Source organism: Shouchella patagoniensis (assembly GCF_002019705.1).
Classification (GTDB): domain Bacteria; phylum Bacillota; class Bacilli; order Bacillales; family Bacillaceae_D; genus Shouchella; species Shouchella patagoniensis.
Window position 1 is genome coordinate 2102289 of record NZ_KV917377.1, and the last position, 24330, is coordinate 2126618.

General features: G+C 41.7%; 30 protein-coding genes. 6 read left to right on the forward strand and 24 right to left on the reverse strand.

Going from position 1 to position 24330, the window contains the following annotated elements:
* Positions 1 to 160: 160 nt before the first annotated feature.
* The 6 genes from BK584_RS11155 to BK584_RS11180 form a co-directional block, all read right to left on the reverse strand.
* Positions 161 to 1597 carry an SLC13 family permease gene (locus BK584_RS11155; protein ID WP_245808999.1) on the reverse strand — a complete coding sequence of 479 codons (1437 nt, stop codon included), beginning with the start codon at positions 1595 to 1597 and terminating at the stop codon, positions 161 to 163.
* Complete coding sequence (locus tag BK584_RS11160; protein WP_078392675.1) at positions 1597 to 2787, reverse strand: glycerate kinase family protein; 1191 nt, start codon at positions 2785 to 2787, stop codon at positions 1597 to 1599. Before BK584_RS11160 ends, BK584_RS11155 begins: the two co-directional genes overlap by 1 nt.
* A 286-nt stretch (positions 2788 to 3073) precedes the next feature.
* Positions 3074 to 3625 carry a PepSY domain-containing protein gene (locus BK584_RS11165; protein WP_078392676.1) on the reverse strand — a complete coding sequence of 184 codons (552 nt, stop codon included), beginning with the start codon at positions 3623 to 3625 and terminating at the stop codon, positions 3074 to 3076.
* Positions 3626 to 4057: 432 nt separating this feature from the next.
* A complete protein-coding gene (locus tag BK584_RS11170; protein WP_169871200.1) occupies positions 4058 to 4804 on the reverse strand; it encodes a PepSY domain-containing protein in 747 nt (248 codons plus the stop codon).
* A gap of 78 nt (positions 4805 to 4882) precedes the next feature.
* Entirely contained in the window at positions 4883 to 6244 is a 1362-nt protein-coding gene (locus BK584_RS11175; RefSeq protein WP_078392678.1) for a sensor histidine kinase, read from the reverse strand.
* Positions 6245 to 6247: 3 nt separating this feature from the next.
* Positions 6248 to 6934 carry a response regulator transcription factor gene (locus BK584_RS11180; RefSeq protein ID WP_078395566.1) on the reverse strand — a complete coding sequence of 229 codons (687 nt, stop codon included), beginning with the start codon at positions 6932 to 6934 and terminating at the stop codon, positions 6248 to 6250.
* Positions 6935 to 7367: 433 nt separating this feature from the next.
* On the opposite strand from BK584_RS11180, the gene BK584_RS11185 reads away from it, so the two are divergent.
* From BK584_RS11185 to BK584_RS11195, 3 genes are read left to right on the forward strand one after another with little or no spacing between them, the layout of a single operon-like run.
* Positions 7368 to 7739, forward strand: a complete 372-nt coding sequence (locus BK584_RS11185) for a GntR family transcriptional regulator (RefSeq protein ID WP_078392679.1) — start codon at positions 7368 to 7370, stop codon at positions 7737 to 7739.
* Positions 7736 to 8608: an ATP-binding cassette domain-containing protein gene (locus BK584_RS11190; RefSeq protein ID WP_078392680.1), complete on the forward strand. Its 873-nt coding sequence runs from the start codon at positions 7736 to 7738 to the stop codon at positions 8606 to 8608. Before BK584_RS11185 ends, BK584_RS11190 begins: the two co-directional genes overlap by 4 nt.
* Positions 8605 to 9288 carry a hypothetical protein gene (locus BK584_RS11195; RefSeq protein WP_078392681.1) on the forward strand — a complete coding sequence of 228 codons (684 nt, stop codon included), beginning with the start codon at positions 8605 to 8607 and terminating at the stop codon, positions 9286 to 9288. The genes BK584_RS11190 and BK584_RS11195 overlap by 4 nt, the downstream gene beginning before the upstream one ends.
* A 105-nt stretch (positions 9289 to 9393) precedes the next feature.
* Here BK584_RS11195 and BK584_RS11200 read toward each other — a convergent pair whose 3' ends face one another.
* A complete protein-coding gene (locus tag BK584_RS11200) occupies positions 9394 to 9582 on the reverse strand; it encodes a hypothetical protein (protein WP_078392682.1) in 189 nt (62 codons plus the stop codon).
* Positions 9583 to 10097: 515 nt separating this feature from the next.
* Between BK584_RS11200 and ahpC the strand changes: the two genes are divergently transcribed.
* The 3 genes from ahpC (at position 10098) to BK584_RS11215 (ending at position 13850) form a co-directional block, all read left to right on the forward strand.
* On the forward strand, positions 10098 to 10661 hold the full coding sequence (gene ahpC, locus BK584_RS11205) for an alkyl hydroperoxide reductase subunit C (protein WP_078392683.1): 564 nt from the start codon (positions 10098 to 10100) through the stop codon (positions 10659 to 10661).
* 14 nt (positions 10662 to 10675) lie between these two features.
* The gene (gene ahpF, locus BK584_RS11210) at positions 10676 to 12205 is read left to right on the forward strand and encodes an alkyl hydroperoxide reductase subunit F (RefSeq protein WP_078392684.1); all 1530 of its coding nucleotides are present in this window, start codon (positions 10676 to 10678) and stop codon (positions 12203 to 12205) included.
* Between the two features lie 361 nt (positions 12206 to 12566).
* Positions 12567 to 13850, forward strand: coding sequence for a D-glucuronyl C5-epimerase family protein (locus tag BK584_RS11215; protein ID WP_169871202.1), 1284 nt, complete (start codon positions 12567 to 12569; stop codon positions 13848 to 13850).
* Between the two features lie 428 nt (positions 13851 to 14278).
* On the opposite strand, the gene BK584_RS11220 is transcribed toward BK584_RS11215, so the two are convergent.
* The 17 genes from BK584_RS11220 to BK584_RS11300 all read right to left on the reverse strand — a co-directional run bounded on the left by BK584_RS11220 (position 14279) and on the right by BK584_RS11300 (position 24305).
* The gene (locus tag BK584_RS11220; RefSeq protein WP_078392686.1) at positions 14279 to 14458 is read right to left on the reverse strand and encodes a YfhD family protein; all 180 of its coding nucleotides are present in this window, start codon (positions 14456 to 14458) and stop codon (positions 14279 to 14281) included.
* A 293-nt stretch (positions 14459 to 14751) separates the two neighbouring features.
* Entirely contained in the window at positions 14752 to 15093 is a 342-nt protein-coding gene (locus BK584_RS11225; RefSeq protein WP_078392687.1) for a YflT domain-containing protein, read from the reverse strand.
* Between the two features lie 51 nt (positions 15094 to 15144).
* Positions 15145 to 15549 carry a gas vesicle accessory protein GvpU gene (gvpU, locus tag BK584_RS11230; protein WP_078392688.1) on the reverse strand — a complete coding sequence of 135 codons (405 nt, stop codon included), beginning with the start codon at positions 15547 to 15549 and terminating at the stop codon, positions 15145 to 15147.
* Positions 15550 to 15573: 24 nt separating this feature from the next.
* Complete coding sequence (gvpT, locus tag BK584_RS24590; RefSeq protein ID WP_169871204.1) at positions 15574 to 16341, reverse strand: GvpT/GvpP family gas vesicle accessory protein; 768 nt, start codon at positions 16339 to 16341, stop codon at positions 15574 to 15576.
* Positions 16342 to 16368: 27 nt separating this feature from the next.
* Positions 16369 to 16683 carry a gas vesicle protein gene (locus tag BK584_RS11240; protein WP_078392689.1) on the reverse strand — a complete coding sequence of 105 codons (315 nt, stop codon included), beginning with the start codon at positions 16681 to 16683 and terminating at the stop codon, positions 16369 to 16371.
* A gap of 6 nt (positions 16684 to 16689) precedes the next feature.
* On the reverse strand, positions 16690 to 16986 hold the full coding sequence (locus BK584_RS11245) for a gas vesicle protein K (RefSeq protein WP_078392690.1): 297 nt from the start codon (positions 16984 to 16986) through the stop codon (positions 16690 to 16692).
* Positions 16940 to 17233, reverse strand: coding sequence for a gas vesicle protein (locus BK584_RS11250; RefSeq protein ID WP_078392691.1), 294 nt, complete (start codon positions 17231 to 17233; stop codon positions 16940 to 16942). Before BK584_RS11250 ends, BK584_RS11245 begins: the two co-directional genes overlap by 47 nt.
* Positions 17234 to 17249: 16 nt before the next feature.
* Entirely contained in the window at positions 17250 to 18050 is an 801-nt protein-coding gene (locus BK584_RS11255; protein ID WP_078392692.1) for a GvpL/GvpF family gas vesicle protein, read from the reverse strand.
* 10 nt (positions 18051 to 18060) lie between these two features.
* Positions 18061 to 18318 (reverse strand): gas vesicle protein GvpG, encoded by a 258-nt coding sequence (locus tag BK584_RS11260; RefSeq protein WP_078392693.1) that lies wholly within the window; start codon positions 18316 to 18318, stop codon positions 18061 to 18063.
* Between the two features lie 2 nt (positions 18319 to 18320).
* Entirely contained in the window at positions 18321 to 19076 is a 756-nt protein-coding gene (locus BK584_RS11265; protein ID WP_078392694.1) for a GvpL/GvpF family gas vesicle protein, read from the reverse strand.
* Between the two features lie 7 nt (positions 19077 to 19083).
* On the reverse strand, positions 19084 to 19992 hold the full coding sequence (gene gvpN, locus BK584_RS11270) for a gas vesicle protein GvpN (RefSeq protein ID WP_078392695.1): 909 nt from the start codon (positions 19990 to 19992) through the stop codon (positions 19084 to 19086).
* Between the two features lie 24 nt (positions 19993 to 20016).
* On the reverse strand, positions 20017 to 20304 hold the full coding sequence (locus BK584_RS11275) for a gas vesicle protein GvpO (RefSeq protein ID WP_078392696.1): 288 nt from the start codon (positions 20302 to 20304) through the stop codon (positions 20017 to 20019).
* Positions 20305 to 20373: 69 nt separating this feature from the next.
* Positions 20374 to 20640 carry a gas vesicle structural protein GvpA gene (gvpA, locus tag BK584_RS11280; protein WP_078392697.1) on the reverse strand — a complete coding sequence of 89 codons (267 nt, stop codon included), beginning with the start codon at positions 20638 to 20640 and terminating at the stop codon, positions 20374 to 20376.
* Between the two features lie 28 nt (positions 20641 to 20668).
* A complete protein-coding gene (gene gvpQ / locus BK584_RS11285; RefSeq protein WP_078392698.1) occupies positions 20669 to 21370 on the reverse strand; it encodes a gas vesicle protein GvpQ in 702 nt (233 codons plus the stop codon).
* A 191-nt stretch (positions 21371 to 21561) separates the two neighbouring features.
* Positions 21562 to 21963 carry a hypothetical protein gene (locus BK584_RS11290; RefSeq protein ID WP_078392699.1) on the reverse strand — a complete coding sequence of 134 codons (402 nt, stop codon included), beginning with the start codon at positions 21961 to 21963 and terminating at the stop codon, positions 21562 to 21564.
* Between the two features lie 308 nt (positions 21964 to 22271).
* The gene (locus tag BK584_RS11295) at positions 22272 to 23324 is read right to left on the reverse strand and encodes an ATP-grasp domain-containing protein (RefSeq protein WP_078392700.1); all 1053 of its coding nucleotides are present in this window, start codon (positions 23322 to 23324) and stop codon (positions 22272 to 22274) included.
* Between the two features lie 225 nt (positions 23325 to 23549).
* Positions 23550 to 24305 carry a YqjF family protein gene (locus tag BK584_RS11300; RefSeq protein WP_078392701.1) on the reverse strand — a complete coding sequence of 252 codons (756 nt, stop codon included), beginning with the start codon at positions 24303 to 24305 and terminating at the stop codon, positions 23550 to 23552.
* Between the last annotated feature and the right edge of the window lie 25 nt (positions 24306 to 24330).

The following is a 24330-nucleotide window of genomic DNA, read 5'->3' on the forward strand; positions in this document are numbered from 1 at the left end:
GAAGTTAACTAATCGCAGAATTCCTATTCTTATTCGGTCCTAAAATATAAAAGGCAGTACACATATAAAGCGGTGTACTGCCTTTTAGCTTTTAGTTCCATCAACACATTGCTGATCTGCCTTCCCATAATCTGGCCCTTTTCCCCTCTCACATTAGTACTCAAACAGTCAAGCCGGTCCATTGCCAATACGTGTAGAAAAAAACAAGGATCAAACCAAAATAAACAATCGCCAATACACGGCTAAGCCTGAATAAATCTGTTGTCTCAAAGCTTTGCTTTTCATCAAAGTAAATCATGAGCGCTTTTGAACTGACAGGTAATGTCAGGCAATAATTAAGTGCCACCATCGTCAAAAAAAGCAGCGCTTGCGGATCAAATCCTTTCGCAACAGCCATCGCCAAAATTGGCGGCGTCATGATGACCGCCCTCGTTGTGTGAGAAGGGATATAAAGGTGCACGCTCATGCAAATGGCGAGGAGAAGGAAGACAGTTAAGGTTTCCGAATGGAACAAATACTGGTCGGCGGCAGATAACAGCCGTTGGACGACCCATTCTGCCGCGCCTGTTTCCATTAAAGACTCACCTAACGCAATGGCTGCTCCGACATAGATGAGAAGATTCCACGAGACAGCCTGCAGTCCCTCTTTCCATTGAACCACCCCGCCTTTTGGCAACAGCAAGATAAAGGCACCAATCGTTGTCACCGTTGCGATATGGATGCCATGAAGCGCTTCTGTCATCCACAGCGCAATCATTCCCGCCAAAACATAAGCCGTCCGCTTTTCCTCGGAAGTCATTGCCTTTGTTGCTCCAATGCTTTGTGTGGACCAATCCAATTGCCGCGCTTCTTTATTTAAGAACAGCCACACAATCACAAAGCAAGCACAGATGCTCGCAACAAAGGCAAAAGGCAGCCCCCATACCATCCAACCTATAAATGATATCCGTTCATAACCTAAAGCCGGCAAGTAGTTATTCGCTATCAAATGGGAGCTTGCGCCAATCAAAGTAGCGTTTGTGGCTACAAGAATGATGGTTGGGAGGAGTAGCGACAATGCTTTCGTAAAGCTCTTATTTGCAGCCTGTTTTGATAAGTCACGAAACACAGGAAGCAGCACTGATGCCCGACCAGATGTAGACGGAATAAACAGTGTCAGCACCTGAGTAACAATAGCGACTAAAAAGAACAGGGACGCAGTCGAGGTGGCCTTTGACGTAATCAGCAGTGACATCCTTTGAGCTAAACCCGTTTTCTGCATACATGCGCCAATGATAAACGCCCCTAACATCAGCCAAATCACATCAGAGGAAAGCGAAGAAAAGAGCAACTCCTGCTTTGCCGCTCCAGATACAATTAGCACGAGCAATGCACCCAACGCAACCAATGCAGGAGGAAGGGCTGTAAAAGACCAACAATAAATGGCCAACAGAAATGTCATTAATGACAATTTGCCCTCGAGCCCTAGCCCTGAAGACGCAAGCAGGATCGAGACGAGGCAAACAGCAACGAGCACTTGCCACTTATTGAGTTGTCCCCACTTCACTTTTCTTCCTGTTGCCTGCCTTCTTCTTTCCACTCTTGATGATTCAAGCATCACGATACCTTACCATCTCTATGTTGTTCGAGCGTCTCCGCAAGGGACAGACCGACTAAAACTGTCCTCATGGAACCTTCCGCACATTCGCAGATCCATTTTTCTGTTTTTTCCATCGCCGCCTCTAAGCTCGAAGGCGTTTGCAAAATGCTCATGAACACATCAATTCCATGGCGATAGTTTATGTTGGCCCCTTTTCCAATCGTGCCGGCAATTACAATAACCGGCTTTCCATAACTCTTAGCCCGAGATGCTACCTCGGCTGGAATTTTCCCTCTCGGCGTTTGAAAGTCAATGCTTCCCTCTGCGGTAAAAACCAAATCCGCTTGCTGTAAATGATGGTCAATGTCTAGGTACTTCAAGATCACTTCATACCTTGGATGAAGGATGGCACCCAACAATCCATTAAAGCCAGCGCCAAGTCCGCCCGAAGCGCCTCCGCCTGGGATATCCTGGACGCGAAGCCCGCTTGCTTCTTCGATCATCTCTGCAAAGTGCTGAATTCCGTTTTCTAGAACCTCGATTTGTTCTGGAGACGCTCCTTTTTGCGGTCCGAAAACCCGGGCCACACCATTTGGCCCACAAAGGACATTGTGCCAATTACAAGCCACATCCATTGGAACATTCTCCAAGCGAGGATCCCGCGCCGCAATGTCTATCGAAGCAATTGCTGGTAAAACAGAGGCACCTTGCCTGGCATCGATAACTGAACCGTCTTTGTCAAAAAAGCGGACTCCTAGCGCTTGGGCCATTCCAATCCCGCCATCATTGATTCCAGAGTCTCCACAGCCAACGAGAATCCGCTCAGCCCCAAGATCGAGCGCTGCTCGGATCATTTCGCCAACCCCATATGAAGTGGTGCAGAGAGGGTTCCTTTGGTTTTTCGGCACCAACTTTAACCCTGCAGCTTGGGCAATCTCAATCACAGCGGTCTTTTTTGGCGCACTTCCTAAAAATCCAAACAACGCTGAGACTTTCTGAAGAACCGGCCCTGTAACGGTGAGCGCTTCCAAAGTACCTCCTGTCCACTTCACCATTGTCTCCACAAACCCTTCTCCCCCGTCTACTAAGGGGATCGAGACCACCTCTGCATTTGGCAAAGCTCGGAAGATCCCTTCTTTCATGCTTTTTGCAACCTGTTCTGCGTTTAAACTTTCCTTAAATCCCGATGGAACTAATACAATCTTCATCGCCTATCACTCCTTAACCTTAATAGGAAAAGAATAAGCTCCAAAGAATAGATGGGAGTGAGAACCACATAAAAGTCACATTAGAATTTCGTGAGAATCTTTCATTTTATGCGGAGTTTCACTTTCTATAAGACAATAGAAATCGATGTAACGAATCAATCAGCTCGTAATATATTGAGGTTGGCCATCAGATAAAATTGCTCGCATGAAACGACTGCCTATTTTCATTTTCACGTAGGTGAAGCATACAAAAAAAGCATTGGCGTTAAGCCAATGCCCTTCTTGTTTAGTCATCGATTTCCACTTTGAGGATTTTTCCGTCCAAGGCATTTACGTCAATCTTTGTTTCTCCATCCTTGTTTGTTTTGACCTCAATTTCATACACATACTGCCCATCGTCTTCGTCCAATTCTACTTCTGTCACCGTGCCTTTCACTTCCTTCAGCGCTATTTCAATCGCTTTATCTGAAGAGATGGTCCCTTTCGGTAGGGTCGTGCGTTCATCATCATCATCATCATCGTCATCACTGCGTTCATTTTCAGCACGAATTACCTTGCCTGAATCAGTAGCAATGTCAAGTTCATATTCATGGCCCTCTTTCTCTATTTCCACTTCATAAAGTTCGACGCCATCATCTTGGTCCCTTTCCAGTTGCTGAACAATCCCGCCACCCGTTTCCTCTAGCGCAATCGCTTCAGCTTCATCAAACATAATTCCAGGCTGCGCCTCTTCTTTCTTTTCATTTGCCAAGGCGGATCCATTGTTAAGCGCATACCCCCCTAACGCAAGGCCACTAACCAATACCGTTCCTGCAAGGACAACTTTAAACCGTTTCAACTTCAACCACTCCTTTGTTGTTCCTTATACTATAGACAGCGAAAATTAAAACAAAGGGAAGAGAAGATTAGAAAAGGATGAGAATTGCATGACTCCCTGCAAACATCACTTTGTTTTGAAAACATCAACATCTGAAGCTCGAAAACACATTTCCCGATAAAAGCCTAAATTAGATGATAGCAACGTGTAAACCTTATAGCGTTCCACAACAGATGGTGCACAATGACTCCGTAGTGTAAGACTTGTCCCTGACTTCGACTTCATGAGTGAGCGAGCGTGCCCGCCACAGCGCTGGTACGTCTCTTAATAAAGAAATCTGTTTAATCCTATCATTCATAGTTCAGATCTTCCTTTTAGCAGTGTTTGATGTCTCCTATCAAGCAGGTCTTCCTTATAAACAAATACGAAAAAAAGAAGGCCTAAGCCTTCTTTTTAATCATCATCATCGTCCTGTGCTTCGATTGACACGCTCTCCACTTCACCTGTAAACGCATTGACAACTACAGTCCCTTCTTGACTGTCTGTTTCAATATCAATTTCATAGACAAGCAAACCATCGTCATCATCAAGTTCAATATCGACGATTGTGCCCTGAAACTCCTTTAACGCAATTTCCTTTGCTTCCCCTTCTGAGATTTGTCCGTCGGAAACAGGCTTTTCATCAACTTGCTCGATTTCTTTTGTGCGTTCTACTTTACCTGTCATTCCATCAATTTCAATTTCAAGCTTCTTGCCATTCTCCTTCGCCACAATCGCTTTATATGTTTTGTCGTCTTCCCGATAGTCAACCGTTTCGACTGTTCCTTCGCCTTCACGTGTAGCAATCTGTTCTATTTCTTCCAGAGAAATTGGTTCCTTGTTTTCATCATCGCCAGGCTGTTTGGCATCGCCTTTCTTTTCTTCTTGGTTAAGCTGCTCAACTTTTCCTGTAGCAGCATCAACGAAGAGCACATACGTCCCAGCGTCTTCTTCAATCAAAACTTTATACGTTTCTTTTCCGTTTGCATGCGTTAGTTCGGAAGATAGGATGTCGCCAGCGAATTTGGAACTTACAACTTGCTTGACTTCTTCTTCCGTCATGAGCGGCTCATTCGTGCCGATCATATATTGGGCACTTCCAAGCACAATCGCCACGGCAACCAGACCTATGCCGATTCCCCAATACACTTTTTTCTTCATGTCCATACCTCCTACTCTTGCTATTCTCCCACCATATTATTACAACTAAAGAAGAAACAGATTAAAAGAACATGAGAACTAGAGATGTGGATTAAGCGGAAGATGGACAGTGACGGTTGTACCTATCCCGTCTACACTAGAAAGCTTGATTTTTCCATGGTGAGCTTCAACAATCCGCTTGGCAATTGGCAAGCCTAAACCTGACCCTCCAGTCTCCCGGGTCCGCGATTTGTCCACCCGGTAAAAGCGATCATACACTTTATCTACCTCATCTGCCGGAATGCCCTCCCCTTTGTCTTTTATATCTAATTGAACCCCTGACGCCGTGCGGGAGATAGAAAGGTTAACTGGCTCAGAGCTGTATTTTATCGCATTATCCAATAAAATAAAGAACACTTGTTTTAATTTTTGAGCATCACCTTCCAAGCTAATTTCCTCTTCATCAGCCTCTACAACAATTGACCGCTGAAATGCTTTTTCCAAGTTTCTTGCTGCTTCTTTTGCCACCGAAGTTATATTCATTTTTTCATAATCAATCGTAAACTGGCTCTCGTCTTTAGCCAGTAACAACATTTGTTGGGTCATCTCTTTCATTCGGACCGCCTCTGAATAAATGGCCTCAACCGCTTCATCCAAAACGTCTGGCTTTTCTTTGCCCCATCTTTTCAGCAGTTTAGCATAGCTTTCGACTACTGTTAACGGGGTCTTTAACTCATGTGAGGCATCCGAGACAAACTGTTCTTGCTTATTGTAATTCGCTTCGAGCAAGTCCATCATCCGATTAAACGTTTGCGCCATTTTTGCAAGCTCATCGTTTGACTTCTGCTCAAGGGGAATATGCTTAAACGTTCCGCGTTTTTGGATTTCTTCCATCGTTTGGATCATCGAAACAATCGGGTTGACAATTAACTTACTTAACACTCTTCCTCCTAAAAAGGACGGAATTAAAATAATCAAGGTGGCAATTGTCAAAATCACTTGCAGTACCCTCATCGTATTCGCGATAGCCGTCTGGTCTTCGACCAATTCGAGAGTAGCGACTTCCCCGTTCTCCCAAATAATCGGATGGACGGCTACTGTGTATAGGGTCTCTCCTATTTTACTTACTTCACTGTGTTCGCCCTCACGGTAAATGGCCGGAAGCTTTGTCATTTCACTGCTCGTACTTGGGGCAACGTTAAGCAAACTGGCATTGTCTTGGGAGATGACCCGAATCATCGAATCAGCAGGCAAATAGGCTCTTAAAAAGCGAGGCATATCCAAATTTTCATCGGTCGAATGCAATACTTCTGTAATAGTGTCCATCTGCGTTACCGTTCGCTCTACCGCTTCATCTCTCATCACTTTTTGGAAGACAAAATAAATTGAGCCATTCGCCAAAAGCAATACCAGCAGCAGAAAAACGGTGGAGAACACCGTAATGCGGTTTTTAATATTCATCTCTCATTCCTTTATTGTATAGCCGACTCCCCGCACCGTATGGAGATATGGCGCCGAAAAAGGGGCATCGACTTTTTTTCTCAAATAGCGGATGTACACATCTACTACGTTTGTTTCCCCATAGTAATCATACCCCCAAACTTGCTCGATGATCTGTTCACGGCTCAGCACTTGGTTCTTATGCTGGATAAGAAAGACCAATAAATCAAACTCCCTTGGCGTTAGTTCGATTCGCTTAGCGTTTCTTGTCACTTCCCGGGTTTTAATGTTAATCGTCAAATCACCCAACAAGTGTTGCTTTTCTTCCTCTTGTTCATGTTGAAACTGATTGATGCGCAAACACGCCCGAATTCTTGCGAGTAACTCTTCGATTTCAAACGGCTTCGTCACATAATCATTCGCCCCTAAATCAAGCCCGCTCACTTTATCAGGCAACGAATCACGCGCCGTCAACAAAATAACCGGCGTCTGGCTCTTGCTTCGAATACGCCTCAACACTTCCATTCCACTCAACTCAGGGAGCATGACGTCTAGCAAGACAAGATCCCAGTGCCCTTCCTTAAACGCTTCCAAACCAGACACACCTGTCCAAGCGGCTGTCGTTTCATATCCTTCATGTTCCAGTTCTAATTGGATCAAGCGAGCAATCTTTTTCTCATCCTCAATAATTAAAATCGACTTTCCGCTCATCGCATCCTCCACTTCCATCCCTCTTATACAATGGTTGGTTTGTTTTAAACAGCCAGTTTTTACTTAAAAGCATAGCACAGGAGAGGTGATTGAGAAAGGTGACACAAATTCAATTTTTGCACTATGACAGCGAAAACAGAAACCTCATTGGACGTTTTGTGAGTAGCTTCTCTATCACGTTTGACAACTATCTTGTTTTTGCAATTTCGTTGTAATGAATCGATTAGCAAGCTTGTTTTTAACTTGTTCGTTCCTTTTTGGTAATGGTAGTGAGGCATATTTAACGTATTTACTTTAACGGTTCGAATCTCCATGTTCTCACGTTATAAACCGAACTAAAAAACATTTCTAAATAGAGTGACTTTTCCATTGACATCAACATACCCATGTTATATGGTTAGTTGCATAAGTAATTAACCACGGAGGCTAAGAGATGGTATTTACTTTTTCAGACGATCAGCCGATCTTTAAGCAAATTACCTATAGAATCGCAAATGACATTGTAAGTGGCGCTTTAAAAGAAGGGGATCAAGTACCCTCTACTAACGAATTTGCCAAAGTGTTCCAAATAAATCCCGCTACAGCCGCAAAAGGGATCAATCTTCTCGTTGAACAAGACATCTTATATAAGAAAAGAGGGATCGGCATGTTTGTTGCCGCAGGGGCCCGACAAAAATTGCTTGCCGAACGTAGAGAAACATTTGTCACTTCTTATCTTGAACCATTGTTAAAGGAAGCAGCCCAGATTGAACTCAACAACGAAGAGATTAAGCGTTTGATTGACGAAAGGGGAAAACAGAGATGAAGATCGTTATGGAACATGTAGGAAAAGAAATGGACGGCCAGAAAATTTTAGATGATGTTACCTTTACGATTCAAGAACCTGGGATCTATGCCGTTTTAGGCCCCAATGGTGCCGGAAAAACGACCATTATGCATATCCTGTCAGGACTTTCAACATGTACTTCGGGAAACGTCATGATTGATGGGGAAAACCCTTTTGAAAACCGGGTGATCCTCGATAAAATCAGTTTTATCCAGGAGAGCGAGAACTTTAAACCAACGTTAAAAGTGAGTCAAATCATTCATTATGTGCAAGCGTTTTATCCGAATTGGAATCATGAACTCGTAACAAAGTTGATTACCCTCTTCAAACTGCCAATGAATAAACGATTAAACCAACTCTCAAAAGGAATGGTCTCTGCCTTAAACATGAGCATCGGCTTAGCGAGTCGCGCCCCCTTAACGATTTTTGATGAACCTTATATCGGGATGGATGCGACTGCACGAAAAAAACTATATGCTGAAATTATTGAAGATTATGTCGATCATCCCCGGGTCATCTTGTTTTCAACCCACTTTATTGAAGAAACGCAAAACATTTTTGAACATGCATTAATCGTCCAAAATGGAACGATTAAACTGTTCACAAGCATTGATGAATTAACGAGCCGCGCTATGAAGATCAGTGGACCAATCGATGTGATCCAATCACTTGGAATACCAGAACAAAAGATCTTATCTTATCAAGAATTTATGTCAGAGGCTTCCGTCACCACTTTTCTTGAGAATGGTGAAGACTTGCATGTTCCACCTACTTGCCAAGCAATCCCATTGCCATTGCAAGAATTCTTTATTGATTTTACAAGCGAGAAGGAGAGTGTGGTTTCATGAACCAAATTAAATCACTCATTTATGTCATGTATCCAGAAGTATTAAAATCCTTAATCATTTTTTGGTCGATTATGGCAGCCATTCTCGCTTCCGGGTATGTCATTGCGACAATGTCATCAACAACAGAGGTCTTTCTCATCATGTGGCCATTCTTTCTCGTTTGGTTATCAATCACAAGCTTCCAATTAGTAAAAACTGACTTCCATTACGCTTTAAAACTCGGCGCAACAAGGAACCAGTTTTTAGTCGCTTGCCTTGTTTTACTCATACTTGTCATTCTAATTGGCGAAGGTATTCATTGGTTATACCTTAACCTATTCCCAGAGATTTCAAGCTTGCTTGGTCTGCAATCTGTGACCCTCGTCCATTGGGGTATTGTCCTCCCCGAACTGTCAACTGGCCTTGTTCTAGGCTATGATTTGATTCTTGGACTTCTTTTTAGCACCATGTTTTTTGCGATCGCTAGTATCAAGCATCAATACGGAAAATTACCAGTCTTCGTTTTTCTCGGAGTACTAGCCGTTCTCATCCTTATTCCAAGCGTTCAGCGAGCAATACTTGATTGGGGGATTAGCCTTTATAACGGTGAAAACGTATTAACTGTCTTTTGGGTCGCACTACCAGCTTTCATTGCTCTTTTGATTAGTCGAACGATCTTACTAAGAGCCTCCTTACGTTAACGTGCTTGCTACACAAAGAAAGCGCGATTTACATTGAATCGCGCTTTTAAAAATAGACTACTTTCTTAAAACAAAGCTGCACGTGTATATTCGCTTGCCTCTCCGTTAGTTGAAACGTGATATCTTCGCTAAAAAATACCTCGCATTAATAAAGAACATACTGCCAATAAAGAAGAGAATGAGCATCACCCAACTGAAGATTGCTGAATTCGAATCATTAAAACCGTAAACGCTTATTAGATTGATAACGACCATTGCTACCATCATTACATACATCCACTTTACATAGTTCATCGGTACACCATCCTCTCCCTAATCGTTCTTCTAGTAAATCATTTTCCCTGTTTCAATTCTTATCCTCATATTTTCTAAAATTCGTTCTACATTTGCACTTATTTCTTGTCCTTTAAATGCTCTTAAAAAGAAAATATTTGTATATGTCTTTCGCAATTTTCCCAACTTCCCTTTCGTGATTCACACAAATAAAGTACCTATGTATAACTCAATTGAGTGAACAGGCTGGAAGAACAACCACCAGCACTCATCTCTACCTGATTAACAACACTTAAAAAGGGAATGGATCTAAGACCCGTTTTATTCTCACTAAATACTAGTTAAATGATAAACAATAATGGGTATACAAAAATAAACAACCTTTATTTAGTCAATTTATGAACAATATGTGACGTTTAACCATTTGATTATCAACTATATTGACAAACACTCATGATTATTTAATAATGAATACATAATTAGAATTAATACAAATTAAGCCTTTGCTTAATTTATTACTTAGGAGGATTTTTTTTATGTCACTTATCGGTAAGCAAGTAGCACCATTCACAGCTCAAGCGTATAAAAATGGTGAATTCGTTGAGGTAACAGACGAAACAATGAAAGGGAAATGGAGCGTTGTTTGTTTCTACCCAGCTGACTTCAGCTTTGTATGCCCAACTGAATTAGAAGACCTTCAAAATCAATACGAAGAGTTAAAATCACTTGGCGCAGAAGTATACTCTGTTTCAACAGATACACACTTCGTACACAAAGGTTGGCACGATAGCTCTGAAAAAATTGGTAAAATCACGTACACGATGATTGGTGATCCTTCTCAAGCGATTTCTCGTGATTTCCAAGTATTAAATGAAGCATCTGGTCTTGCAGACCGTGGTACATTCATCCTTGATCCAGAAGGCGTGATCCAAGCAGTTGAAATTAATGCAGATGGAATTGGCCGCGATGCAAGCATCCTTGTAAACAAAATTAAAGCAGCACAATATGTACGTAACAATCCAGGTGAAGTCTGCCCAGCTAAATGGGAAGAAGGAACTGACACACTTACACCAAGCCTTGACCTAGTAGGTAAAATCTAAGGAGTGTTTTAAAGATGGCTCTTGCAGCAGAGATTAAGTCACAATTAAACCAATACATTCAGTTATTGGAGAACGACCTTGTCATTAAAGTAAACGCTGGTGAGGATTCTGTTTCAAATGAAATGGTTGACCTTCTTGATGAATTAACGGCAATGACATCAAAAATCACGCTTGAAAAAGCGGCTCTGCCAAGAACGCCAAGCTTTAGTGTAAATCGTGTTGGAGAGGACACCGGCGTCACTTTCGCCGGTGTTCCTTTAGGTCATGAATTTACATCGCTTGTTTTGGCGTTACTTCAGGTAAGCGGACGACCACCGAAGGTCGACCAAGCGGTAATTGATCAAATTAAAGGCATTGACGGCAAGCATCACTTTGAGTCTTACATCAGCTTATCGTGCCACAACTGTCCAGATGTGGTCCAAGCACTAAACATGATGAGTGTCATTAACCCAAACATTACACATACAATGATTGACGGTGCCGCTTTTAAAGAGGAAGTGGAAAGCAAAGAAATCATGGCTGTTCCAACCGTCTTCATGAACGGACAACCTTTCGGAAGTGGGCGCATGTCCATCGAAGAAATGATTGCAAAGATGGGTGTTAGCGTTGATGCAGACGAGCTTACAAGTAAAGATCCATTTGATGTGCTTGTTGTTGGCGGCGGCCCTGCTGGTTCAAGTGCAGCCATTTATGCGGCACGTAAAGGCATCCGCACAGGTGTTGTCGCAGAGCGTTTTGGCGGCCAAGTGCTTGATACACTTAGCATCGAAAACTTCATTAGTGTTCCACACACCGAAGGCCCTAAACTAGCGGCTAGTCTCGAAGAACATGTGAAGACGTATAACGTTGATGTGATGAACCTACAAACAGCAAAGAAATTAGAGAAAAACGACCTGTTTGAATTAACGCTCGAAAACGATGCGGTGTTAAAAGCAAAAACAGTGATTCTTTCAACTGGTGCTCGTTGGAGAAACGTCGGCGTACCTGGCGAACAAGAATTCAAAAACAAAGGCGTGGCGTATTGCCCCCACTGTGATGGTCCCCTCTTTGAAGGCAAAGATGTAGCTGTTATTGGTGGAGGAAACTCTGGAATCGAAGCGGCGATTGACCTTGCTGGAATTGTAAAACATGTAACAGTACTTGAATTTGCCCCTGAGCTAAAAGCAGATCGCGTCTTACAAGATCGCTTGCATAGCTTGCCAAATGTAACGGTTATTACAAATGCCCAAACAACGGAAATTACAGGTGATTCCAATGTGAATGGTATTTCATATAAAGACCGCGCAACAGAAGAAATTCATCATGTTGAATTGCAAGGTGTATTTGTTCAAATTGGTCTTGTCCCTAATACAGAATGGCTTGGCGATTTCGTTGAACGTAACCGCATTGGTGAAATTGTCGTGGATAAGCATGGATCAACAACGGTTCCTGGTTTATTCGCAGCTGGAGACTGTACGGACAGTGCCTACAACCAAATTATTATTTCGATGGGATCAGGCGCAACCGCTTCTTTAGGCGCGTTTGATTACATGATTCGCAATTAATAACAAAAGCGACATCCTTAGCACTCTGCTAAGGATGTCGCTTTTTTACTGTTAGTACGATTCACTGTGCGCACGTTTTTACTTATTTTCTATTCCTTCTACTGCTTTTTCCGGTACTTCCTCCCTGTTTTCTTCTGCAAAAGACCCCTTTGCCTCTAATAAGATAATGGCATTCGGATTCATAGATTCTTCTTCACCTTTCTACTCTTTTTCCTCACCTCTCATTGATTTAGACAAATCCCTTCTGTTACTTGTCTCTGTCGGGCATAGCCATACTGACATAAAATAGGAACAGCTTATCGTGTACTCTGTATATGCAGATTCAACGAGCCTCAAAACGAATGTTAAGGAGTGTATGAAGATGGAAATGCCTCCCTTCACCCCTCGCTTATCGAGAATAAGCAAGGACAGATACAACATATCTTTTTTAGCAGACGGCTATCCAGGAAAAATCGTCGGAGAAAAGGTAGAGCCACACCCTATTTACGGCATTTATGTTATGCGAGATTACCTCTACCAATTTAAGAAAACGAAGGATGATCGTTACAAACAAGCGGTGATTCGAGTAGCCGAAGCAGCCATTAAGCGGATGGAACCATTCCGAGACTCTCTCGTTTTTTGGTATCGCATGGACTCCGTTTTCAATTCGACTAGCAAAGCCTATTATTCCGCTTTAACCCAGTCCTATTATGCAGAAGTGTTTGCCCAAGTGTATGAAGCAATCGAGGAAGAACGGTTCTTACAAGCAGCACAACAGGTTTATCGTAGTTTAAAAATCCCGGTTCAAGATGGTGGCGTCATGCATCTTTCCTCAAAGGGACCAAGTATACAAGAATACCCGATGTCTCCAAATGGGTACGTATTAAATGGGTGGTTCTCTGCCATATCAGCGGTGGCTACGTATGCGCGTATTGTCGGTGATGAAGATGCGGAGCGTTTCTGGAATGACAACTTACAAACATTGATAAAGATGCTGCCCTTGTATGATGCCCCACTTTTAGCTAATTCAAGGTACGCGCTTAACGGCATTGCCACAGTGAAACTTCGTGTTCAACATACAGACATTGAATTTAAGCAAGTGGACCTTTATGTACCAGAAGAAGGTCTTTCGAGCGTACATGTGGCGAAAAAAAACTTATATGAGAACATCATGCTCACATCTTCGATTACGCTAAAAGGAGACTCTGTTTTCACAAAAAATCGACGCGCTACCTTGAGCTTACTCATAAGCCGTTATTCATACCCTCTCGAAAATGAACTTCGCATGAAGTTGTTTAGCCCAAAAGAGTCCGTTTTACGATTAAGCCTGCTTGCGCCTCAGTACGCACCAAAACGAGAAATCGACAAGCAAAGCCCGATTTACCACGAATTAAAACCCATTCCTTTAACAAAAGGAATCAATCATATCTCGATTAAGTTACCTTGGAAACCATTGGAGAACGTCGCTCGAGCAACCACTTTTAAACAATTCGGGTCAGACTGGCACAATGTGTACCATCATATTCACCTTAATCGACTCAAACATTTTTACGAGCTGACAAATCATCCAGTTCTCCTTCACTATTACGAGAAATGGAGTAAAGCTGTCGTGCAATGGTCGGAAATGCCTTTGTACAAAGGTGTAAAAACAGCTCCCTATAAATAGAGTCTTTTCATTCATTAAAGGAACGCAACAAAGATAGAAGACGTGATTCCCGGCAATTCTTCCTTATTTTTAATGCAATGAAAAGGGTTGATGAGGTAAGAGGAAAAGCAACCACTAAGGGAAATAGCTTTCGCTGTTATCCCTTAGTTACTTGCCCGAATGTATATCCTCCTTTTTCAGTCGAAAATTCAGAAAAAGAAAAAACCGCCCGGCATGGACGGCTATAGGGCAATTGTTCATAAGAACAATCGTTATATTCTATTCGTTTAATCGCGTAACTATGAACCATTTCATAAATATTACCCTACAGAAACCTTATGTTCTAGAGAAGCCCACGTTTAGACATATTTTTAAAGAGTACCATCGTCACTTATGAATCTATAAAAAGCATAACCGGTCGGTCATGCTTTTTATTGATCGTTGTATTCTTATTGCTGAGCCCTTTTATCCGCAGCCGCGGCTCGTTCTTGTGCTTCAATATCGTCTTGATCAGCTAATTCCGCCGAATATTCCTCATCAATGCCATCACTTACAATTTCTTGCTTAGGCGTTTGCGATAATTTCGCTTTATTCTTGTGAGTATGATTTTTTGATTGTCCTCTAGTCAATTAAATCCCTCCTTTAAAACTTAACATTCCCCATTCTTGATCTTACATGCTTTATTGAAGTCAGAATCCTGGCACCACTCTCAGAAGATCTGAATACACGAAGTCGGCATCACAATGTTCTTTGCTTCTTGAATGTATTAAAGCGGTCTTACACTCCGCACATCTTTCTGCTTCGATATCTGGTACACAATCACCACATGACACGGTTGGTTAAATTCACTGATGTTTATCAGTTAACGTATCAATAAGCCCCGTTCTTGAACGGGGCCTGTTCTTTACTCTTCTATTACAGATTAAAACTTAACTTCGTCTTGATTGGTCACAACTAGCAAGGTCTTCCCTTTGTCTAACTCTTCTTCTAATTCATCTGCTTTCGATTCACTAAATCCAATCTTCACCATTTTGGACTTTAATTTATCGTCTTTGCTTCTGAATACATTCTTTAACCCAGTACCGACTCCTGTCACTTTAACGCCAATCTTGTTTGCGTCTGTCTCTTTTCTAGCACGTCTGTCATGATCATTATCATGGGCTAGAATGTATATATCGTCATCTCGAATGCCGTCGTTTCTTAGCTTATCAATGGTTTCACTAAGAGATTCATCGTTATGGAAGATCTTAAATTTGTTTCTCATGGTCGTAGCCTCCTCTTACGTAAGCCTCTAAAAGAGGCTTACGTCATTTTCTTATTTACTGCTGCTCGTGCTTTTGCTTTCTGTTATCTTTCCTAAAAAGAATCCGTTCACTTCTTCTATTTTGCCTCTCCACAGAATCTTTCCTTTAGATGGAGTCCCCTTGCTTTCAGCTAAATAAACCTTCGTGTTCTTAAGGTGAATGAAGTTGATCGAATCATCTCCTCCGCCTTCAGCCGCTTCGCCTGCCTTAAGAAATTCTTCACTTAACTTTTGCGATACTTCATTTCCATCTTCAAAAGACTCACCCAGCGTTTCAAAGTACTCCTGAGCGGAAATCGTCGTGCCAGTGATCATTGCCCCGTTAACATTTAACGTGATATCTAGTGAAAAGTCATGCTTGTTAGCTGCTCTCACAAAGAATTCAAGAGAACTGTCTTTAGTAGCTGACGCACTCATGTCATAACTCCTTTCGCCAGACGCTTATTTTGATGTATCATCATCACTCGATACAGATGTTTCGCCTTTTGATTTACTCCCTTTTTTTGTTGTACTTGAATTAGAACTTGGCTTTTTCTTATTCTTAGAATTAGCCTTTTTAGAGGGTGCTTTCTTTTTTTCTTCCTCTTCACTGTCTTCGTCTTCCTCTTCTTCCTCTTCTTCGTCCTCGCTCTCCTCTTCGTCCTCACTCTCTTCTTTTGCTTTTTTAGAAGATGCTTTTTTCTTGCTTGATTTTTTACTATCTTCTTCTATTTCTTCTTCATCTTCATCTTCTTCGCCCTCATCCTCGGACTCGGTTAGCTTCTGGAACTTCTCTTCTAACTTCTGAAGGCGGTCTTGAAGCTTCTCGTTTTCAGATTTAAGTGATTGATACTGCTCATCACTTCCCTCTTGATCGACTTCTTCCTCTGTACCATTCTCCATTTCCGTCTCTTCTTCGTCCTCTTCCATTTCCTCCATTTCAAGCTCGTCATTTTCCTTATTGTTATTCTTCTTGAATTTATTCTTAATGCTATCTGTAGCATCCTGTGTTTTTTCTTTTGTTGCTTTGCCGAGTTCTTTTCCTTTTTCTTTGATTGCTGTAGCACTAGCGGCAGCTAGAATTTTCTTTCTTGTTTTTGGGCTTGTCACAAGACCAACGCCCGCTCCAATTACGCCACCAGCAATTGAACGACTTACCGCACTATTTGCCACCTTTTTTACTTTTCCTTCTTGTTGTTCGTCCTGTTCTTGGTTGTTTTCTTTAGCCATGATTGTTTCCTCCTTAGATTGATTCGTCTATTCAGTCATTTTTTTCTCGAGCAATGCAAGCCGCTCGTTGAGGCGTTTATTTTCTTCTTCTAATGCTTTTGTATTGTTGTCAGATGCCTTTGAATTAAGGTAAGGGTCAGATTCCCACCAATCCAAACCAATTTCTTTCGCTTTATCAACTGATGCAACTATTAAACGGATTTTAATCGTCAGCAATTCTACATCTGCGATACCTACCGTTATGTCACCGGCAATTACCACACCTTTATCCAGCACTTTTTCAAGCACTTCAACAAGATTGCTGGAACTATTATTAGGCATTACTTGATGTTGGTCAGCCATTTAAGGTCACTTCTTTCTTGGCAATAGATTCCCTAGTGGACCGAGATCAATGTTCAAATCCTCAGCATCTAGATTAAAAATTTCCTTTAATTCATCCATTTTCACTTCAAGGTTCATTAATGCTACGCCAACGTCTTCAATTTGCTCATCGGTCAACGTGCCACCCTCGACTCGCCGTATCGCGTGCCGTTCAACAATTTGCCGCAGCAACTCAATCACCGTCATCACTAACTGGGCAAGACCATGTTCTGCATCTTCAGGATCTAAATGAATTCTCCCACTTTTCGGTGTCTCCACTGACATAAACAAGTTCCTCCTTTTGTCGATCAAATTCTTCAGAAGTAATGTCTCTCCGATTGTGATTGGATTGCGCTTGTACAAGTGTCTCTACTGAAGCAATCAACACCCGCAAATCCAAATACACTAAATCCACTCCAGCTATGGAGATGATCAAATCCCCCTTAATCGCTACCCCTTTATCGAGAATGACGTCCAAAATATCAATGAGTGTCACATCTTGATTTCGATCAATGGTTTCTCTCGTATTCATAAACCCGATCCCTCGCTTAACTTGTGAAGTGGTAGGCAGGCCACGGACCCGAAGCTTCAAAAGTCCAGCCATTTTTTGCATATTCCGCTTTTTTCGTTTCAATCTGATTCAGGAAGCGATTTACATCACTTGCTTTCAATAAATAAACGCTATTCCAGCTCATATCGACGTTCCTACCAGTCACATCTTTGCTCCAATTCCTTTTCACCGTTTCCTCTAAAGCAAGTCGTTTAAAGTCATTATGGAACGTCTCGCATACCTTGTTTTTTTCTGTTTCCATTTCTTTATCAACTAATCGATCAATTTTCTTTTTCTCAAAAAATTGTTTACCAGGGCTTAGCTGGCTAATTTCTTCTTGTTTTGCTTTTATGGTTAAATTGTGATCAATCACATGCTTCCTTAGCAAAGAATCATCACAATAGATTTTCAGATTCCATTCTTGGTTACCGTGTAGTTTTTCAAAGAGTTGAGAAATGTTTTCTTCGGTTGTTTCAATTTTTGAAATCAAGCTCTCTTGGCTTTTATAAATTGTGCAAAACTTCATCGGTACGAGTGTATAACTTTTTTGCAGCTCCAAGAGCGCTTCGTGATGATGCATCGCTTTTTCCTGCAACCACTCCATATCATTTTCCATCTTATCTTGTATCGCATCTTCGGAATACTCATTGCTGTCAATCTCACAAGTGATGGCTGTCACATCTCCGATTGGCAGCTCGTAAGTCACATTTTTACCGTCAAGACCATAAAATGGTACAAATTCAGCTGCTTCTGCTTCATTAGTAGGAATCAGACCATATAAATACATGTATGTTGACATTTGCCAGACCTCACTTTTGCTTTTTCGTCAAATGTTTCCACTGCTCCAGCTCTCTTTCTTTTGCAACTTCATATCGAATGAGCAATTCCTGTTCTTTTTCTTTATAAGCCTCTTCAGGGATCTCATCGAGTTCATACATCATTTGTAGCTGAATCAGCTTTTGTTGGATGCTAGGAAGATCGAATAACTCTTTATCTGCTTCTTCCTTTACTTTTTCCCCGACTTTGATCAACAAATTGATAGGTGCGGTAAAAAGTTTATGGATCATAGTTACGCATCTACCTGTAACTTAATATTGATAAAATTATAAGCTGGCCATGGACCAGAATATTTGAAATCGACTTTATCCTGCCATACTTCATGAACTTCATTTATTTTGTGGTCAAATTCTTTTTCCTTGTCGCGGTCAATTAAAAACGCGGCATTGAGAAGCATCGTTTCACCAATCGGTTCATTCGCTTTTGCTGCAGCGGATAACGATTTAAGAGGTTGGAACACCTTTCCTTCAATATCTTTTTGTAAACCTACAAAAAAGTTTTGCGCCATTTCCCCAAGCTTCATTCGATCATAGTAGCCAGCACTTTCAGATTTGCCTTGAACAGTCTTTTTTACAGCGGTAATCTTCGGGTTTTTATGAACCTCTTGTTCAAGCCACTCTTTTTTACCAATTACTTTTAAGCCAAGCTCGATTTTCCCTTTGATTTCGGGAAACAACTTCGCAAATTGGGGATAGAGGTTTTCGAGCAACACGTGAACATCTTCTTGTGAATGAAACACATTGCCAAAACTAATTGGAATAACAGTATCGTTTCGGCTCATCACCGTAGAAATCACGCTTTGGTGTGCCATTAAATTTTCTTTTGTTGGAGTATAAATTTTCATTGGCACTTCAGCAGCGACAAGCGCTGCATCCTGATAATGCACCGTAAAAGTCGCTCTTTTTTTCCCTTCAATTTCAACTTCACCAAAATCAGCTTCGCCTGCATGTTGTAATCCGCAAAATACATATATGCCTGTTTCACTCATATTTGGGTCACCCCTTCTCTTTTTTCTTACACTCGGCTACAACCATCTCTTTTGCTTTTTCAAAGTCTTCTTTTTCAAGACATTTCATAACAGAAGGTGCCAAAATGTCGATACATAGTTGCTGAAACTCATCGTTGTCTCCAACCACCTCGATTTCTTCTTCATAGACAATGGTGGCAATCATCATCGTTGCCCTTAAGCTCGGCGCTTGTGTGTTGTTTTTTTGGCAAGCCTTTCTTAATGCGGCTACAATAGCGGAGATATCTTTCGCTTGATCTTCTGTGACTCCTGTCTTACTTGAAACAATCGCTGCCTCCGTCTCTTCATCCGCGTAACCAATCGGAAGGGTAATGAGTCGGTCAAGCAAAGCACTTTGCGTTTCATATACCCCTGCGTATTCCTCTGGATTGCTTGTAAAGATGACGGAAAATCTCGGATGCACCCGAACAAAAGGCCGTTTCTCTTTGCGTCCATAAAGAGGCAAGATGCCTTCTTCGAGAATCGAAAGAAAGAGATTATTCGCTGAAGGAAGTGACCTTGTAAATTCGTCATACACGAGTGTGTATCCATTTTCTACCGCTTCAAGCAAACGACCATTGCTCCAGTTTTCCGTCACCTGTTCTTCGTGGCGATAGACGCGGCGAATATAATTATCGACTTCTTTTGAAGAGCTGTAGCCGGAGAATGCCCCAATCAAATCTTCGTTTGATAAATCTTGATGACCATGCATCAACATAACCGGCCGTTTCATTTTTTTCGCTACCGCAAGTGCTAGAGTGGTTTTTCCTACACCTGTCGGTCCTGTGAAATGGACTGGGTATCCCGCTTTTAAATATTGATGCGCTCTCCCTACAATTGTTTTCATTTCCTGGTGTTGAAGGACATCTGTTTTTACAGCGCTTTTTACGGTTGTCATCTATTCACCCCCAACCCTATTTAATTAATATCTTTCCTCTACAGCACTACGGTATCTTGTGCTTAATCGAGAGTAAGAAATAATATCGTATTTTTTATTTAAAGCGGCTTGGTAAACCCCAAGCATCTCATCCTTCGCGTATTTTTTCATATACTCTCGCTCCTCAATCACTTCAACGAGAATATCCCATCCTGCTTCAATACCTTCCTCTTCATTTTCTTTTCTTGGTTCAACAGAGGTGATTTTATGAGGAGGGGCAATATTTTCGTCAAAAAACTCATTGACTGCGCTCATGATCTGTTTTATCGACATCGCCAAGTCCACTTCCTTTTAAATTGATAAGAGGAGCCGCAGCCCCCAAGCCACGGCTTTACCACGTTTTTAAATGCTGAACTGATAATTACCACCTCTTTCATTTGACTGTTCTGGCAACCCTTCTTCTTGGACTTCGTCGCGCAATAGCCCCACTGCCTCGGCATAACGCAACCATGTATCGACACTTGCGATCACGACCCGCGCTTCCACTGTAATAAGCTCAATACCAACGACAGAAACGCGAGCAAACACATCTATAACAACGCCTTTATCCAAAATCCGGTCAATTACTTCCGCTAAATCTGAACTGTTTGTGCTTTTTTCAATAGCCATGTTCTATTTCCCCTTTCATATTGTGATCCTACTTGGCAGAGAGTTTTTTCACTTCTGCTGGTCCCTTAATTCTTCCTGATGCCCTTGCTGGGCCTTTCACATGAGCAATTGACGTTTTCACGCCTACTTTCACTTGGCCAGGGCCTTTGATGCCATTCGGCGTAGACCCTGGGCCTTTTATCGACCGAGCAGATGGTCGGTCAGTGCCTTTTTTGAGTGAAGCGACGCTTTTTAATTGGCTAGCTCCTTTAGCAGGACGAGTTCTTTTTGCGACTTGGTCTGCCTGATTCTCCGATATTTTTTTTTGAAACTCCTCGCCAGCTTCTTTCACGTTTCTTAATTTATCTTGAAAATCAACCAGCACTTGTTGGGTTTTTTCTTCTGCTTCTTCTGCTTTCTTGTGTACAGCAGCTGCATTGTGCTCTTTCACCTTTTCAAGTTTGTCTGCCGCTTGATTGGCTTTTTTCTTTATATTTTGTTGGAAAGCAAGCTGTAGTTGTTCCTGTGCCTTTTCTTTTGCTTCACTCTTCACTTTTTCTTTTATCTTGTCTGGTGTTTTATCCACCGTCTTTTTAGCAGCTTCTTTCATCCCAGCTTTTGTTGTTTGTTTGAGTCCTTTTTTCGAGACTTGCTTGGCACCTTCCTTCACTTTCTCCGGGATACTTAACTCATCGCTTTTTAAAATAGCGCCCATCGATTTAGTAGAATCTTTTTCTTGGTTATTCCCCAATGACAAGCCTCCTTTAGAAGAATTTCTAGGTTTTAGCCTTCGTCGCTTATTACCTATTCACCCGATTTGAGAGGAGTTCAAACAATAAAGGTGGAATGTTTTTGAGTTTTTAATCTCCGTGTAACCTTTCATTCCTTTAAGCCATGCTTCCATGTCTCTATTGTTACAATTCGATTTCAAATAAATAAAAATTATTGGTCTGCTTGCTTATCCATTTTTTCTTCAAGTCGGCGAATCATCTCTTCCAGCCGTTGGTTTTCTTTTGCTAGTTCCTCGTGCTTTGCATCACGATCAATGGACGCCGTTTCTGTTTCGGCTTTCGCTTCTTCGTTTGATTCGTCACTTGACGACAGCAACTCCTCAGTTTTCGCTTTTAGATTAGTGGTGACATACTCGGTAAGATGTTCCTGAGTCGATTTCGCAATATCAGCGCCTATATTCCTGGCAAGTTCCGACTCTTTAATGCGACTAATCAGCGCTTGCCCAGCCTCTTGCTTATAAAACCATCCTAACGTCACTCCGCACACGCCTCCGACAATCGCGTTTGCAACAGAGTGATCTTTTTGATTATGATTTTTATTTTCATCTGTCATATGATCCCTCCTTAACGCATTAGACTTGGTTGGTAGCTTGTATACCTTTAAACCTTCACCCCGAAACCAGGAAAATTATACTATTCTGCGGTCCTACCTAGCCTTCTTCACTTTACTTTTTTATTTTTTATTACAAACCAATACCCCGTTTCAAAGAAAAGGCACCCCTGTTAAAAGGGGTGCCTCTGGGATACAAACAATATGTCTTAGTAAATGACTCATTAAAGTTAGAACTAAAAAGAGGGGGAGCTCCTTTATTTAATCAAGACTGTTAAAAAAGCAGCTTAGTAAAAGCTACTTTTTTAATTTTAATAATTTGTATAAACCGTTTCTCTGTTGCGATCAATTCGGACGACAAGATCATGGCGAGCAAACTCAACATTTGCTTCTACAGTCAACCATTCTTCTTTCACTTCTTTTCCGCTAGTCAACGAGAGGATAGCCGCAGGTACGTTAGCGCCTGCTGAATGAGAAAAAGCATAACCCCCACCAAACCTTGGGTTGATATCAATCACATAATAATCTTCTCCATAGAAAAACACATCGGCATTTATATAACCAGTGTGACCAAAATGTTTACCCATTCTACGGGCAATAGTATCTAAATCCGGTCGTTCCACGATAACACACCGGTCAACATCCCCCCCTCTCATTACCAGTTGTTTCCGAATAAAAGAAGTTAGGAACTTCCCTTCTAAGTCATTAAAAATATCCATACTGAACTTCTCACCTTCAATAACTTCCTGAATAATGATATTCTCTTTTGGGGTTGAATTGGTACAATCGTAACCAAGTGGGGAAACTTTTATTTCGTCTAAAACGCGCTGATACGCAAACTTAAGTTCCTCGCTTGTATAAACGTGCGCAACTCCAATAGAAGCAGAACCATTGCGTGGCTTGATGATTAATGGAAATGAGACTTTCTTGCTTTCTAAAGCTCTCTCTGTTTCCTCCACATTAAAATAGGAACGTGGAGCTTTCACACCTAGATGGCTCAGTAATTCCCGGTACTTGCCTTTATCTCTTAATTTATGAACTAATTCTAGTTCTGGAACAAAAACGGCAACACCTAATTCTTTGAATGAATTTTTATAGGCTGCAAGCTTTGGCACTTCCAAATCATTTAATGGAACGAGACACTCCACTTTATTTTCTTTAATGATGTCAAGGACTGCATCAATATAGCGTGGATCTGTTTGATGAGGAATAACATAACTTTTATCTCCCGCTTGAAGGGAAGGCGCATTATGTTCTGGATCTGCTACAATAACCTTTCCTTCTATCTCACAATCTTTCATAGCAGCTCGAAACATACTGACAAAATCGATCCGTCTTGATGTTGATGTTAATAAGATATTCATTCTTTATATCCCTCCTACTTGATGCTTGCTTGTTTATACCCGTCCTCCATAAAGTTAAAGCACTAATACAAACAAACCCTCCCGTAGTCCCGTTAAATAAGTAATTTATCAGGCAGTCTATTCTTAAGACCTAGTTCAAAGTACAGTGGCCATTCAGCACTACATGATTTAAAAAAGGAACTACCTTATAGGCAACTCCTTCATTACATCGCTTAAACTTATTTTTTATCTTTTCCATTTACGAATCGGCCAGAAACGCACTTTCTGCTTTTTTGCGTAGTGGAGCAACGGGGCTCTCTCTGGCAATGTAAAACCGTGGGCGGTCGCTACTCCTGTAGCGGGAATTTGTGCCTCTACTTCTTGCAATTGCCATGGCTCGTGATAAATGTCCTCGTAATATAATTGTTCCTTAAAGGTCGTATAAAGTCTGTATCGTTCAGTAAGCCAATGATCTAGCGAGCCCGGAGTCGCAAGCGTCGGTGAAGAGATTGGTTGATAAACGGCTTTACATTCTGCTTTTTCTTTCCCTTTTCTAAAGCTCCAAAATGAAACGCACTCTTCTTTCTTATCAAAAGCCATATCCGCATGATAATAAGGTAAATGGAAAAGCATCCGGGCTCCTATAACAGCCAGACGGTGGCTGGCGTCAAGACTAAAAAAGTAGATACCCGGACGACCTTGATAAGAAACATAGGTTCTCAAATTCAATTCAGGAAATGCTTGCACACCAGGTATTGGCGGCAAGAATCGTGCGCGTAACTTACTTATATGAAAAGGGAGAATGCTTATCCAAGCCTTTCCCTCGTAAGTATCAAGCTCAAGAGCTGGAGGAATATGAGCACGAAGCCATTCTTCTGCAACGTCCCAATGGGCGAAAAGGACATCATTCCATGTCTGGGACATGATCCACGGTCCACGTGGTAGCAAAGATGACAAGTGGGGTGTTTTCAAGGTGATCGCCTCCTTTTCCCAATTAAACATATTAATAAAGGAGTTCCTTTTCAGT

What these genes read in the sequence shown, in the direction of transcription:
- BK584_RS11155 (WP_245808999.1), bottom strand. Translation starts at nt 1,597, where the DNA reads ATGCTTGAATCATCAAGAGTGGAAAGAAGAAGGCAGGCAACAGGAAGA.
- BK584_RS11160 (WP_078392675.1), bottom strand. Translation starts at nt 2,787, where the DNA reads ATGAAGATTGTATTAGTTCCATCGGGATTTAAGGAAAGTTTAAACGCA.
- BK584_RS11170 (WP_169871200.1), bottom strand. Translation starts at nt 4,804, where the DNA reads ATGAAGAAAAAAGTGTATTGGGGAATCGGCATAGGTCTGGTTGCCGTG.
- BK584_RS11175 (WP_078392678.1), bottom strand. Translation starts at nt 6,244, where the DNA reads ATGAATATTAAAAACCGCATTACGGTGTTCTCCACCGTTTTTCTGCTG.
- BK584_RS11180 (WP_078395566.1), bottom strand. Translation starts at nt 6,934, where the DNA reads ATGAGCGGAAAGTCGATTTTAATTATTGAGGATGAGAAAAAGATTGCT.
- BK584_RS11185 (WP_078392679.1), top strand. Translation starts at nt 7,368, where the DNA reads ATGGTATTTACTTTTTCAGACGATCAGCCGATCTTTAAGCAAATTACC.
- BK584_RS11190 (WP_078392680.1), top strand. Translation starts at nt 7,736, where the DNA reads ATGAAGATCGTTATGGAACATGTAGGAAAAGAAATGGACGGCCAGAAA.
- BK584_RS11195 (WP_078392681.1), top strand. Translation starts at nt 8,605, where the DNA reads ATGAACCAAATTAAATCACTCATTTATGTCATGTATCCAGAAGTATTA.
- BK584_RS11200 (WP_078392682.1), bottom strand. Translation starts at nt 9,582, where the DNA reads ATGAACTATGTAAAGTGGATGTATGTAATGATGGTAGCAATGGTCGTT.
- ahpC (WP_078392683.1), top strand. Translation starts at nt 10,098, where the DNA reads ATGTCACTTATCGGTAAGCAAGTAGCACCATTCACAGCTCAAGCGTAT.
- ahpF (WP_078392684.1), top strand. Translation starts at nt 10,676, where the DNA reads ATGGCTCTTGCAGCAGAGATTAAGTCACAATTAAACCAATACATTCAG.
- BK584_RS11215 (WP_169871202.1), top strand. Translation starts at nt 12,567, where the DNA reads ATGGAAATGCCTCCCTTCACCCCTCGCTTATCGAGAATAAGCAAGGAC.
- BK584_RS11225 (WP_078392687.1), bottom strand. Translation starts at nt 15,093, where the DNA reads ATGAGAAACAAATTTAAGATCTTCCATAACGATGAATCTCTTAGTGAA.
- gvpU (WP_078392688.1), bottom strand. Translation starts at nt 15,549, where the DNA reads ATGAGTGCGTCAGCTACTAAAGACAGTTCTCTTGAATTCTTTGTGAGA.
- gvpT (WP_169871204.1), bottom strand. Translation starts at nt 16,341, where the DNA reads ATGGCTAAAGAAAACAACCAAGAACAGGACGAACAACAAGAAGGAAAA.
- BK584_RS11240 (WP_078392689.1), bottom strand. Translation starts at nt 16,683, where the DNA reads ATGGCTGACCAACATCAAGTAATGCCTAATAATAGTTCCAGCAATCTT.
- BK584_RS11245 (WP_078392690.1), bottom strand. Translation starts at nt 16,986, where the DNA reads ATGTCAGTGGAGACACCGAAAAGTGGGAGAATTCATTTAGATCCTGAA.
- BK584_RS11250 (WP_078392691.1), bottom strand. Translation starts at nt 17,233, where the DNA reads ATGAATACGAGAGAAACCATTGATCGAAATCAAGATGTGACACTCATT.
- BK584_RS11255 (WP_078392692.1), bottom strand. Translation starts at nt 18,050, where the DNA reads ATGTCAACATACATGTATTTATATGGTCTGATTCCTACTAATGAAGCA.
- BK584_RS11260 (WP_078392693.1), bottom strand. Translation starts at nt 18,318, where the DNA reads ATGATCCATAAACTTTTTACCGCACCTATCAATTTGTTGATCAAAGTC.
- BK584_RS11265 (WP_078392694.1), bottom strand. Translation starts at nt 19,076, where the DNA reads ATGAGTGAAACAGGCATATATGTATTTTGCGGATTACAACATGCAGGC.
- gvpN (WP_078392695.1), bottom strand. Translation starts at nt 19,992, where the DNA reads ATGACAACCGTAAAAAGCGCTGTAAAAACAGATGTCCTTCAACACCAG.
- BK584_RS11275 (WP_078392696.1), bottom strand. Translation starts at nt 20,304, where the DNA reads ATGTCGATAAAACAGATCATGAGCGCAGTCAATGAGTTTTTTGACGAA.
- gvpA (WP_078392697.1), bottom strand. Translation starts at nt 20,640, where the DNA reads ATGGCTATTGAAAAAAGCACAAACAGTTCAGATTTAGCGGAAGTAATT.
- BK584_RS11290 (WP_078392699.1), bottom strand. Translation starts at nt 21,963, where the DNA reads ATGACAGATGAAAATAAAAATCATAATCAAAAAGATCACTCTGTTGCA.
- BK584_RS11295 (WP_078392700.1), bottom strand. Translation starts at nt 23,324, where the DNA reads ATGAATATCTTATTAACATCAACATCAAGACGGATCGATTTTGTCAGT.
- BK584_RS11300 (WP_078392701.1), bottom strand. Translation starts at nt 24,305, where the DNA reads ATGTTTAATTGGGAAAAGGAGGCGATCACCTTGAAAACACCCCACTTG.